General features: G+C 72.9%; 12 protein-coding genes. 7 read left to right on the top strand and 5 right to left on the bottom strand.

All coding sequences use genetic code 11. The features are described from left to right. Positions 1–68 precede the first annotated feature (68 nt). Positions 69–1,277, bottom strand: a complete 1,209-nt coding sequence (locus ABZ479_RS20525; protein ID WP_500462905.1) for a HupE/UreJ family protein — start codon at positions 1,275–1,277, stop codon at positions 69–71. A 173-nt stretch (positions 1,278–1,450) separates the two neighbouring features. Between ABZ479_RS20525 and ABZ479_RS20520 the strand changes: the two genes are divergently transcribed. The 5 genes from ABZ479_RS20520 (at position 1,451) to ABZ479_RS20500 (ending at position 5,792) form a co-directional block, all read left to right on the top strand. Further along, complete coding sequence (locus ABZ479_RS20520; RefSeq protein ID WP_500462904.1) at positions 1,451–2,128, top strand: type 1 periplasmic-binding domain-containing protein; 678 nt, start codon at positions 1,451–1,453, stop codon at positions 2,126–2,128. A gap of 363 nt (positions 2,129–2,491) precedes the next feature. Further along, complete coding sequence (locus tag ABZ479_RS20515; RefSeq protein ID WP_500462903.1) at positions 2,492–3,010, top strand: hypothetical protein; 519 nt, start codon at positions 2,492–2,494, stop codon at positions 3,008–3,010. 84 nt (positions 3,011–3,094) lie between these two features. Further along, entirely contained in the window at positions 3,095–3,937 is an 843-nt protein-coding gene (locus ABZ479_RS20510) for a DUF4097 family beta strand repeat-containing protein (protein WP_499598594.1), read from the top strand. Between the two features lie 59 nt (positions 3,938–3,996). Then, positions 3,997–5,001, top strand: coding sequence for an ATP-binding cassette domain-containing protein (locus tag ABZ479_RS20505; RefSeq protein ID WP_500462902.1), 1,005 nt, complete (start codon positions 3,997–3,999; stop codon positions 4,999–5,001). Then, on the top strand, positions 4,998–5,792 hold the full coding sequence (locus ABZ479_RS20500; protein WP_500462901.1) for an ABC transporter permease: 795 nt from the start codon (positions 4,998–5,000) through the stop codon (positions 5,790–5,792). Before ABZ479_RS20505 ends, ABZ479_RS20500 begins: the two co-directional genes overlap by 4 nt. 72 nt (positions 5,793–5,864) lie before the next feature. Here ABZ479_RS20500 and ABZ479_RS20495 read toward each other — a convergent pair whose 3' ends face one another. Further along, the gene (locus ABZ479_RS20495; RefSeq protein WP_500462900.1) at positions 5,865–7,538 is read right to left on the bottom strand and encodes an alkaline phosphatase D family protein; all 1,674 of its coding nucleotides are present in this window, start codon (positions 7,536–7,538) and stop codon (positions 5,865–5,867) included. A gap of 113 nt (positions 7,539–7,651) precedes the next feature. Beyond that, positions 7,652–8,323 (bottom strand): HNH endonuclease family protein, encoded by a 672-nt coding sequence (locus ABZ479_RS20490; RefSeq protein WP_499598606.1) that lies wholly within the window; start codon positions 8,321–8,323, stop codon positions 7,652–7,654. Between the two features lie 320 nt (positions 8,324–8,643). On the opposite strand from ABZ479_RS20490, the gene ABZ479_RS20485 reads away from it, so the two are divergent. Then, positions 8,644–9,129: a hypothetical protein gene (locus tag ABZ479_RS20485; protein ID WP_500462899.1), complete on the top strand. Its 486-nt coding sequence runs from the start codon at positions 8,644–8,646 to the stop codon at positions 9,127–9,129. Here ABZ479_RS20485 and ABZ479_RS20480 read toward each other — a convergent pair. Together ABZ479_RS20480 and ABZ479_RS20475 are read right to left on the bottom strand one after the other, a co-directional pair. After that, the gene (locus ABZ479_RS20480) at positions 9,024–9,782 is read right to left on the bottom strand and encodes a Mut7-C RNAse domain-containing protein (protein WP_500462943.1); all 759 of its coding nucleotides are present in this window, start codon (positions 9,780–9,782) and stop codon (positions 9,024–9,026) included. The genes ABZ479_RS20485 and ABZ479_RS20480 overlap by 106 nt on opposite strands. A 67-nt stretch (positions 9,783–9,849) precedes the next feature. Next, positions 9,850–10,869 carry an NAD-dependent epimerase/dehydratase family protein gene (locus ABZ479_RS20475; protein WP_500462898.1) on the bottom strand — a complete coding sequence of 340 codons (1,020 nt, stop codon included), beginning with the start codon at positions 10,867–10,869 and terminating at the stop codon, positions 9,850–9,852. A gap of 126 nt (positions 10,870–10,995) precedes the next feature. Here ABZ479_RS20475 and ABZ479_RS20470 point away from each other — a divergent pair, with 126 nt between their 5' ends. Continuing rightward, entirely contained in the window at positions 10,996–11,571 is a 576-nt protein-coding gene (locus tag ABZ479_RS20470) for a TetR/AcrR family transcriptional regulator (RefSeq protein ID WP_500462897.1), read from the top strand. The last annotated feature ends 358 nt before the right edge of the window (positions 11,572–11,929 follow it).

The raw sequence follows: 11,929 nt of genomic DNA, 5'->3' as shown, positions 1-11,929 counted from the left end.
GCCAGGTAAAGCGAACATAAATGCGAGCTACGTGGTAGTTGAACTTCGGACGAGCCCTGGACGGAGTCTCAGAATCCGGACACACGTTGCACGAACCACACCAGCCCCATCACGGACACCCCCGCGGAAATCGCACCCGTGGCCCACAGCCCGGCCCGCGCCGAGCGCCGGCGCAACACGATGAGCAGTGGGAAGACGACGGCGATGATGGCCAACTGCACGGTCTCGATACCGACGTTGAACACCAGCAGGGACCACAGCAGCGTCCACGACCAGGCCTCGTCGATCCCCAGAGCGCCCGCGAAGCCCAGGCCGTGCACCAGGCCGAAGCAGAACACGACGCCCAGCCGGGTCCATCCGGCCCGGTCCAGGCTGAAGTGCCCCTGCCCGGACGACTCGAGTTCGGTCGCGTGGTCGCCGCGCCGCCAGATCCGCCACAGGTACCAGCCGGCGACCACGGCGATCGACAGCGCGATGACCGGCTCCACGATCCGCGCGGGCACGTCGACCACGCCCAGCGCGGCGAGCATGAACGTCACCGAGTGCGCCAGGGTGAAGCTGGTGGCCGCCAGCACGATCTCGCGCGGCCGCCGCGAACCGGCGATCAGGGCGAGCAGGAAGAGGATGTGGTCGATGCCGGTCAGCAGGTGCTCGGCGCCGAGCCGGAAGAACTCCCAGAAGCGCTCGTACCAGGACTGGCCGACCGAGAAGGACGGGTGCTGGGCGTCGAGTGCGGCACTGCCCGAGCCGCCGTCGAGCGCGTACGTGACGATCGTCTTGACGCCCTTGACGTAGCCCTCGGAGTCGGGGAACAGCCCGCTGCGCACCTCGTGGTCGTCGCCCTGCGGGCAGTTCCAGTCCAGGCGGAGGGTGGCGTACGGGACGCCCTCGCGGGTGCCCATGGTGAAGCCGCCGGCCTGGGTCGCGGTGCAGGCCTTGGCGTCGGAGGTCACCGTGAAGCGCTCGCGGGCGTACGCCACGGCGGACTCGGCGTGCGCCGCCAGTGCCGCGGCCTGCGCGCGGGAGTCCCCGGCGTCGAAGGCGGCGGTTCCTTCACGGAAGAGGTCGTCGTCGTGCTGGTAGTCGGCGGCGGACACGACGAAGAGGTCGTACTCGAGCTCCAGCGTGGTCCGGATGCGGCCCCCGTCGGCCGGCGCGACGTCGGCGTACACGGTCGAGGTGAACCCGTGCGCGAACGCGGACTGCTGCCCGAGGCCGAGGAGGGCGATCACCGCCGCGGTGATCCCGACGAGGGTGCGGCGGAGGCGATGTGACATGTGGCTCCTTCAGGTTGCCACTGCACCGTGCACGTCATGGGTGAACCGGAACCGGCCGGTCGGCGAATCGTGCGAAAACAAGTTCGAGAACGGCCCCCGGTGGATGGAGACCATGGGAAACGGGATTGCAGGATGGGGACGGCACCACCTGTCACACCCGGAGGTCGATCGCCTTGCGCCCCTCGCTTCGGGCCGCCGCCGTCCTGGCCGCGGCCACCGCGCTGCTCACCGGATGCGGCTCCGGCGACGACTGGTCGCGGCCGCACCCGAGCCCCAGCGCCGTCGGCACCCCCGGCCCCGGGTTCGTCGACCGCGCCGCCCCGCCCGCCCCCGAGGCCACCGCCACCCCGCGGCCCGGCTCCTGGTCGGGGGTCCACCCCTCCGAGGGCTACCGCGTCGTCCTGCTGACCGCGGGCGACGACCGTCCCACCAAGACGCTCGTGACCGCGGTCGAGGAGTGGGCCCGGGCCGAGCACGTCGACCTCAGGAAGGTCGAGGCCGAGCACGCCGCCGACCTCCTGCCCGCCGCCACCCGGGCCCTCGACCTGCACCCGGACCTCATCGTCAGCGCCGGCAACGACCTGATCGACCCCCTCGCCACGGTCACCCCGAACCACCTCTCGCAGCAGTTCCTCGTGGTGGGCGCGGAACTGGCCGAGCCCACCGCCAACGTCACCTCCGTCGACTGGTCCGGCGCCTCGTTCCGCGGCGAGGGTCTGGGCATGTCCTCGACGTACGACGCCGGCACCTTCACCCCCGCCCGCTGCGCCGCGGCGATCCGCGCGGGCGTGGCGTCCGTGCTGGGCGGCGTGACGGGCATCGTCCTCTGGCTGGACGAGCACGAGGGGTGACACCCCCGGCGCCGCGCCCGTCCCCTGGCACTCCGCCGCCGAGGCCCTGACCCGGACCCCGCGCCGCCACGGCGTCGCGCGCTCCGAGGACCCGGCAGAACGCGCGGACTGACCGGCGGGCGGATGCTCCTGCGGAGGCATCACGTGGCACCGGATGGCACCACATGGCGCCATGTGGTGCCATCCGGTGCCATCCGGTGCCACATTGCGCCTCGGATGGCGCGTCGGTCACCGATGACACCACCTCCGACCCCACCGCAACCATCACGTTTACGCAGCTCAGACCCCATGTCGCCATTCCGGTGCCACGTACGGCGCCATAGGGGCTTGCGCATGGCGCCATGATGGTGCCACTATGGCGTCATGGACCTCACCCCGTATGTCGACACCCTCCGCCGCGAACTCGCGGTGGCCGCCGAAGCCGGCGGGGAGGACGCCCGCGAGCTGGCGGAACGGCTCACCGCTCCCCTGGAGTCGGCGACCCGCCTGACCATGCTCAACGTGCTCTCCGCCGCGATGGACGAGATCACCCGTGAACTCGCCCCCGGCTCGGTCGACGTACGGCTGCGCGGGCTGGACCCCGACTTCGTGGTGACGCTGCCGCCCACCGGCGGCGGCACCGCGGACCAGGGCACCGCGCCCGTCGAACCGCTCAGGGCCCCCGCGGCGGCCGAGGGCGACGAGGGCGGCACCGCCCGCGTCAACCTGCGCCTGCCGGCGCACCTCAAGACCCGCGCCGAGGAGGCCGCCGGGCGCGAGGGCCTGTCGGTCAACGCGTGGCTGGTGCGCGCCGTGTCGGCCGCGGTCGACGGCGCACCGCAGCCGCGTGCCGAGGAGAAGACCCGCACCACCGGACAGAGCTTCCGGGGCTGGGTGCGCTAAGCGCCCCCCGCCCCGACCCACTTCACCCACACACCACGTCCCACCAGCGGGGACGACCCAAGGACTCAAGAGGACGGGACAGCCATGCCTTCTTTCGACACCCCCGGACCCATCTCGGTCACCGCCCACGTGGGCGCCGGTTCCATCCGGTTCACCGCGGGCGACCGCCCCGACACCGTGGTCGAGGTGCGGCCCCGCGAGCCGAAGCGGGACAAGGACGTACGGGCCGCCGAGCAGACCGAGGTCGCGTACGCGAACGGCGCCCTGACCGTCAGGACGAAGGAGCGCTTCCTCATCGGGCCCAGCGGCGCCGTCGACGTGACGGTCGAACTGCCCACGGGCTCGGACGTCGACGTCACCGGCTCCTGGACCCAGGTGCTGGGCGAGGGCCGGCTCGGCGAGGTCCGCGTGAAGACCTCGTCCAACGACGTCCGCTTCGACACGACCGGCCCGCTGCAGCTGACCGCCTCCCACGGCACGGTCACCGTCGACCGCGTCGAGGGCCCGGCCGAGATCACCACCAGCTCCGGCACCCTGCGCGTCGGCACCCTCGGCGGCCCCGCCGAGATGCGGAACTCGCACGGCACCACGACCGTCGGCGCCGCGCTCGGGGAACTGCGGGTGCGCGGGGCCCACGGCAACGTCGACATCGCGCGCGCCGAGGCCTCGGTCACGGCCACCGTGGCCCACGGCAACCTGCGCGTGGCCGAGGTCGCCCGCGGCACCGTCCGGCTGGAGACCTCCTACGGCGCGATCGAGGTCGGCGTCCGCGAGGGCACGGCCGCCTGGCTCGACGTCAGCTCCGAGCGCGGGCAGGTGCGCAACACGCTCAGCGGCTCCGAGGCCCCGCAGAAGACCGAGGACACCGTCGAGGTCCACGCCCGGACCCGCTGGGGCAACATCGAGATCCACCGCGCCCGGGCCTGAGCACCACCACCCCCACCGCTCCCCTCCCCACCCGCCTCAGCCTTCGATCGGAGGGCCCCATGCCTTCATCTGTCATGCCCACGCCCAGGACTTCTCCGGACGGCCGCACACCACCGGCCGCCGTCTCCGCCGTCGGACTGCGCAAGTCCTTCGGCGACAAGACCGTCCTCGACGGCATCGACCTGCGCATCCCCGCCGGTTCGGTGTTCGCGCTGCTGGGCCCCAACGGCGCCGGCAAGACCACCGCCGTCAAGATCCTCTCCACGCTCATCACCGCCGACGGCGGGCAGGCCCAGGTCGCCGGCCACGACCTCGCCGTCGAGCCGCAGGCGGTGCGCGCCGCGATCGGCGTCACCGGTCAATTCTCCGCCGTCGACGGGCTGATCACCGGCGAGGAGAACATGCTGCTGATGGCCGACCTGCACCACCTGTCCAAGAGCGAGGGCAGGAAGGTGACCGCCGCACTGCTGGAGCGGTTCGACCTCACGGAGGCGGCCAAGAAGCCCGCGTCGACCTACTCCGGCGGCATGAAGCGCCGCCTCGACATCGCCATGACGCTGGTCGGCAGCCCCCGCATCATCTTCCTCGACGAGCCCACCACGGGCCTGGACCCGCGCAGCCGCCACACCATGTGGCAGATCATCCGCGAGCTGGTCTCCGACGGCGTCACCGTCTTCCTCACCACCCAGTACCTGGAGGAGGCCGACGAACTCGCCGACCGCATCGCGGTCCTGAACAACGGCACCATCGCCGCCGAGGGCACCGCGGAGGAACTCAAGCGACTCGTCCCCGGCGGCCACGTACGGCTCCGCTTCACCGACCCCGCCGCCTACCGCTCCGCCACCGACGAACTGCCCGCCGCCGCCGGCGACGACGAGGCACTGACCCTGCAGATCCCCAGCGACGGCAGCCAGCGCGCCCTGCGCACCCTGCTGGACCGGCTCGACGCCGCCGCGATCGAAGCCGACGAACTGACCGTCCACACCCCCGACCTCGACGACGTCTTCTTCGCCCTGACCGGCGACGCCACCCTTCCCCACCAGACCACGGAGGCCCTGCGATGAGCACCCCCACCTTCGCCCTGCGCGACAGCGCGACCATGCTGCGCCGCAACCTCCTGCACGCCCGCCGCTACCCCTCCCTCACCCTCAACCTCCTCCTCACCCCGGTCATGCTGCTCCTGCTGTTCGTCTACGTCTTCGGCGACACCATGAGCGCCGGCATCGGCGGCGGCACCCCCGACCGCTCCGCCTACATCGCCTACCTCGTCCCCGGTCTGCTCCTGATGACCGTCGGCGGCACCACCATCGGCACCGCCGTCTCCGTATCCAACGACATGACCGAGGGCATCATCGCCCGCTTCCGCACCATGGCCATCCACCGCGGCTCCGTGATCGTCGGGCACGTCGTCGGCAGCGTCCTGCAGTGCCTCGCCGGCGTCCTGGTCGTCGCCGCCGTCGCCGTCGCCATCGGCTTCCGCTCCACCCACGCGACGGTCCTGGAATGGCTCGCCGCCCTCGCCCTGCTCGTCCTGTTCGCCACCGCGCTGACCTGGATCGCCGTCGGCATGGGTCTGGTCAGCCCCAACGCCGAGGCCGCCAGCAACAACGCCACGCCCCTGATCCTGCTCCCGCTCCTGTCGAGCGCCTTCGTCCCCCTCGACTCCATGCCCGGCTGGTTCCGGCCCGTCGCCGAGTACCAGCCCTTCACCCCCGCCATCGAGACCCTCCGCGGCCTCCTCCTCGGCACCGGCATCGGCCACAACGCCTGGATCGCCGTCGCCTGGTGCGTCGGCCTCACCGTCCTCGGCTACTTCTGGTCCACCGCGAGGTTCAACAGCACCGGCAAGTTCTGATCCTCCATACACACCACGACGGAGGGCCCGCGCGCGGCGCGGGCCCTCCGTCGTGGTGTCCGGTCGTGGTGGTCAGCCGGTCGTGAGGTGCGTGTCCATCACCGTCACCAGCGCCGCCCGTCGTGCGGTCCCCTCCGGCGCGCGGGTCTGGTCGAGGCGGAGCTCCGCGGCGCGGCCCCGCAGGGTCAGGGTCATCAACTGGTTGCCGAACCAGGGACCGTCCAGCTTGCGCCAGCCCAGCGCGGGGCGGTCGACGCGGCCGTGGCGGGCGAGCACCCGGCCGAGGAGCCGGGCGGGACCGGTCCAGGCGAAGCGGAAGGCGAGGCGCATGTACCCGGGGATGGTGTTGTGCACCGGGGAGCAGGTGAGTTGCAGCACCCGGGAGCGCAGGGGCCGGCCCGGGCGGGTGGCCTCGGCGGTGTAGGCGTGGTGGACGTCGCCCGACAGGACGCAGATCGTGGCGGGGGCCTCGGGCGCGTCCGCGGCGTCGGTGAGGATGCCGGCGAGGTCGTCGAAGGAGTCGGGGAAGGCCGACCAGTGCTCGAGGTCGCCGGCCTGCCGCAGGCGCTCCCCGCGGTGGGTCCAGCGGTGGCCGCGGCTGCCGCCGCAGAGGGCCGAACTCCAGGCCTCGGTGGCGTGGATGGCGTGCGGCAGGAGCCAGGGCAGCGAGGTGCCGACGAGCAGGTGGTCGAAGCTGCCGTCCGGGCGGGCGTTCTCGCGCAGCCAGTCGAGTTCCGCCGGGTCGAGCATGGCGCGTTCGTGCTCGTCCAGGACGCGGGAGGCACGTGAGTCGACCATGAGCAGGCGGGTGCGGCCGAGGTCGCGGCGGTAGCTCCAGCGGGTGTGCGCCGGGTCGGCCTCCACGCGGGCGGCGAAGGCGCGCAGGGTCTCGGTGCCGTCGTCGGCGGCGCGTACCGCCGCGAGCAGCTTGTCGGCGGCGAGTTCGGCGGGGGTGAGGTTGCCCAGGTGCTGGTGGACCCAGTACGAGGTGAGGCCGCTGGTGACGCGTTCGTGCCACCAGTCCGTCTCCCGCATGCTGTCGCGCCACGTGTGGGAGGTGTTCCAGTCGTCTATGACGTCGTGGTCGTCGAAGATCATGCAGCTGGGCACGGTGGACAGCAGCCAGCGGATGTCCGGGTCGAGCCAGGACTCGTAGTAGAGGTGGGTGTATTCCTCGTAGTCGGCGACCTGGTCCCAGGGCGGCTCGTTCAGGTCGCGTCGCCGGGCGAGCCAGCGACGGGTGGCCGCGGAGGTCTCGTCGGCGTAGATCTGGTCGCCGAGCAGCAGCAGGAGGTCGGGGCGGGGCGCGTCGCCGGAGGCGATGTGGTGGGCGAGGGTGTCCAGCGCGTCGGGGCCGATGGGGTCGGGTTCGTCCGGGGGCGGTGCGGCCCAGCGGCAGGAGCCGAAGGCGACCCGCAGCGGCCGTCCGTCCGCCTCTCCGTCCCCTTCGCCGCTGCCGTCGTGCCCGGCGGTGCGGATCGTGCTCGGCGGGTACGGGGAGTCGGCGAGCGGCCAGACCTGCCGCCCGTCGAGGAGCACGCGGTACGCCGTCGTGGTGCCGGGGCGCAGCCCGTCCACGGTGACGACGGCGTAGTGGTGGCCGGCGATCTGCCAGGTGCGCTCGGTGCCTTCGGCCCCGTCGTCGCAGGAGACGGTCACGGTGGCGGGTCGGTCGGCCTCGACCCACACGGTGGCCGTTCCCTCGTCCACGTACCTCAGCAGCGGGCCCAGGCGCAGTTCTGCCATGGCGGTCGGCCTTCCCTCCGTCGTCGTGAGTTGTGGACGTCGGAGGGAAGGCGTGAGTTCCCGGCCGCGCCCCGGCCGCGGTCCCGGCGGCCGGGCGGGGCCGGGACGCGGGATCAGCAGCCGCTGAGCACGCTGCTGAGCTTGTTCTTCTCGGCGGTGTCGACCGACAGGCCGTAGTAGTACTTGACCTGGACCCAGGCGCGCACGTAGGTGCAGGCGTAGGCGGAGCGCGACGGCATCCAGGTGGCCGGGTCCTGGTCGCCCTTGGCCTGGTTGACGTTGTCGGTGACGGCGATCAGCTGCGGACGGGTGAGGTCGTTGGCGAAGGACTGGCGCTTGGCGGTGGTCCAGGCGGAGGCGCCGGAGTCCCAGGCCTCGGCGAGGGGCACGAGGTGGTCGATGTCGAGGTCGGAGGCGGCGGTCCAGGTGGCGCCGTCGTAGACGGAGTACCAACTGCCGCTGGTGGCCGAGCAGGAGGAGTTGGTGACCACGCCGCTGCCGTCGCGCTTGAGGACGGTCTCACGGGTGTCGCAGGCACCGCTGATGGTGATCCAGTGCGGGAAGAGGTCGCGGTTGTATCCGGAGCGGTTCTCGGTGGCGACCTTGAGCGAGGCCAGGTAGGTGCGGGCCGTGGCGGCGCTGACGGGCGTGGGGAGCGCCGCCTGCGCGGTGGGGCCGTTCAGGGTCGCGAAACCGGCGAACAGGCTGGTGAGAGCCACGAGGAGACCCAGGCGTCGACGCGCGTAGACACTGCGACGCGCGAGAGCACTGCGTATCCGGGACATAGGGAACTCCCTCTAGGTGTGGGGGTGTTTGGCCACTGAAACCGCTGGCCATCCTTCTGCTGGGACGTTTCTGCGGGACAAGCGGCAGGTAACAGGTTGGCGACATGGACACGTCATGTCTAGAGGCCGGACGTCACCGGATCCACACCACCGGGCCCGCGCCGGCCGGCCCCTACGGCCCGGGCACGGTGGGCGCAGGCCGCCAAGGCAGCACGGAACGGGCACCTCTGACTACCCGTCAGTCTTGGCCGCGACGTGCCGCACTGCCGCGAGGGCCCGGGCTACACTGCTCCGCCCGACCCCGACGGGAGGCCCCCTCGGTGTTCCCCGCACGCGTACGTGCCGGTGCATCCTCGGCCCTGGCGGTCCTCGCCCTGTCCGGCTGCTCCGCCGGCTGGGGCTGCAGCGGCACGACCGCGGAACGCGGCGCGGCCGGGGTCCGGGTGCGGGTCGAGGACGACGAGGAGCGCGTGGTGCTGGGCTGCCGGACGATCTCCCCGTCCCAGGCGTTCGGGCCGAACGGCGACCCCACCGGCGACGACTGGCTCACCGTCGGGCACCCCGGGCGGGTGGCCGCGGTGCTGGTGATACCCGACGACCGGTCCTACGACAGGCGGACCTGCGAGCAGGACATCAAGGACGGCGGCGGACCGCACCCCCCGGAACCGGCCCGCATCGGGGAACGCCTCCAAGCCGTCGCTCAGTTGGCGAGCCGTCCGGGCGGGGCGGCCTGGGCGGCGCCGAACTCGGTCACCGCGTCCCGGACGATGGTCTCCAGGCGGGCGTGGTGCGCGCCGCGCCAGTAGGGGCGCTCGCAGTCGGCGCACTGCGCGAAGACGTCGTAGCTGCGACGGGTGCCGTGCTCCAGCTTCTCCCAGACCGCGTCCTTGTCGGCCTCCCGCAACGGCCCGTTGCACGCCGTGCAGCGCGTCCAGGGGGCCAGGTCGGGGGCGAACCGCCCCAACACGTCGCGCAGTTGCTCGTCGGGCTGGTCGCTGTAGACGTACGCGCCCGCCCACAGCTCCCGGCGGCGCAGCAGTCCGCGGTCGCGTGAGAGCATCACCCGCCGCTCGGCGGCCGAGCGGGCGGCCAGGGCCGGGTCCCCGATGTCCTCGCTCTCGTACGCGGCGTCGACGCCCAGCAGGCGCAACCGCCGGGCGAGCGTGCCCAGGTGCACGTCGAGCAGGAAGCGCAGGGGCGCGCCCGGCACCGACTGCGGCCGGGTGACGGGCTCGACCTCCACGTGCTCGCCGCCGGCGGGCACGTACGAGACGGGCACCTCCCGGCCGTCCGCCAGCAGCCGGCCGACCTCGGTGAGCGGGACCCCGAGCGACTCCACGACGTGCCCCAGGGTGGACACCCCGTCGGTGACGACGGTCGTCCGCCCCTCCCGTCGTGGCGCCGCGGCGAAGAGCCGCAGCGCGGAGGCGAAGGTGATGCCGATCTCGGGTCCGTTCAGGCCGCTCACCCCGCCAGGATGTCACCCCGGCGGCGCGGGGCACACGCGGATTTCCCCGCGAGCCGGATCACACCGCCCCGTGGTCGATGAGGCTGCGGGCGCAGTCCAGCACCGTCTGCCGGGCCGGCCGGGGCTCCCAGCCCAGGACGCGGCGCGCCTTCTCGGTGCTGTGGCGGTTGCGGCGGCCGAGCGAGGGCGTGATCTCGCGCAGGGACGGGTCGGTGAACCGGGCCGCGAACCGTACGGCCAGGTCCGGGACCTGCCGGGTGGCCACCTTGCGGCCGTCCGGGCCGAGCCCGTCGCGCAGGGCGCGGGCCATGTCCGCCATCCAGATGAACTCGCCCGTGGCCAGGAAGCGTTCGCCCGCGGCCCGCGGCGAGGCCATCGCCCGGATGTGGACGTCCACGAGGTCGCGCACGTCCACCACCTCCAGCCCGATCCTCGGGACCCCGCGCATCCCGCCGGTCAGCATGCGCGCGACGACGCCGACGGAACCGCAGGTGTCCGGCGTGAGGACGGGGCCGAAGACCGCGCCGGGCAGCACGGTCGTCAGCTCGGTCGGGCCGTCGTGGGCGGCCATGAAGTCCCAGGCCGCGCGTTCGGCGACGGTCTTGGAGCGCCGGTACGGGATCAGCGTCGGGTCGTCGGGGTCGGTCCACAGCGTCTCGTCGGTCACGCCCTCCTCCGCGTACGAGGACGGGCTGGCGGCGTTCGCCGCGGAGGTCATCACGACGCGCCCCACCCCGGCCGCGGTCGCCGCGCGCAGCACCCGCAGCGCGCCGTCGCGGGCGGTGGCGACCAGGGTGCCGGGGTCGGCGGCGTTGAGGCCGAGCGGGGAGGCGACGTGCAGCACCCGGTCGACGCCCTCCAGCGCGGCGTCCCACCCCTCGTCGGAGGTGAGGTCGGCGACGGCGAACCGCAGCCGCCCGGCGGGGTCGGCGACCTGCGCCACGGCCTCGGTGACGGCCCGCTCCCTGTCCCGGCCGCGCACGGTCGTCCGCACGTCGTAGCCGCGCCGCAGGAGTTCGGCGACGCACCAGCCTCCGATGTAGCCGCTACCGCCGGTGACCAGGACCAATTCGGGCATGACGGTGTCCTCCGTGCGTGGGGATGGGTGTGCCAGAATGAAGCGGAGGCCCCTCCGCCACACCTCCCGACCGTACCGGAGGCCACTCCGCTTTAGCAATCGACCACCGACGGACGGCCGACACCCGTGAACCCGAAGCCCCCCGGACCGACCCGCAAGGACGCCCGCGACAACCGCGAGCGGATCCTGACCGCCGCCCGCGAGGAGCTCTCCACCTCCAGCGGCGCGTCCCTCACGGCGATCGCCAGGAAGGCGGGCGTGGGCATCGGGACGCTCTACCGCCACTTCCCCACCCGGGAAGCCCTGATCATGGAGCTCTACCGGCACGACATCGGGAAGCTGATCGGCCGCGCCCCCGAACTGCTGGAAGTCCACCCGCCGTTGACGGCGCTGCGGCTCTGGTTCGACGAGGTCGCCCACTACGGGCGGCTCAAGTTCGGCGTCGCCGAGGTCGTCCACGCGGCGACCAACGGCGGCCTGGACGACGAGAACTACGAACCCTTCGTCGCCGCCATCGGCACGCTGCTCGAGGCGGGGGCCGCCGAGGGGTCGCTCAAGCGCGGGCTCGACCCCGAGGACGTGCTGCTGCAGCTGAGCGTGCTGTGGCGGATCGACCCGGCCCGCAACGGGGAGGCGCGGGCGGGGCGGATCCTGGACCTGATCGTCGACGGGCTTCGCTTCGCGGGGGGCCGGGGGGTGTGAGGCGCCCGGTTGTCGTGTGCGGCGCCGTTGTGGGTTGCTGTTGGGGTCTCTCCCCCACCCTCCCGCCCGATTGCCCGGCGCGGTTGGTGCGGGTCCCGCACCTCGTTGTGGGGTCGGCGCCGCGCCGGCGCACGTCCTCAACGCTCGCGGTTTACGTCCACATCCTTGGGCACCGCGTCCGCCGCTCGTCGTTTCCGGGCGCACCCCGACACACCCCCTCCCGTCGTATCGGCGCACAACGGCCGGTGGAGGGTCAGATAGGCACGCGCGGCAACCCCGGACCGCCTTCGCACCGCGTCCGGCTGTCATGCGCCTCGACTTCCGGAGGGGATATGGCAGGTGCCCTACGGGGGTTGCC

It is taken from the genome of Streptomyces sp. NPDC005722 (assembly GCF_040630935.1).
Taxonomy (GTDB): domain Bacteria; phylum Actinomycetota; class Actinomycetes; order Streptomycetales; family Streptomycetaceae; genus Actinacidiphila.
The sequence above is the reverse complement of the archived record's forward strand: the minus strand, read 5'-3'. Positions and strand labels throughout refer to the sequence as shown.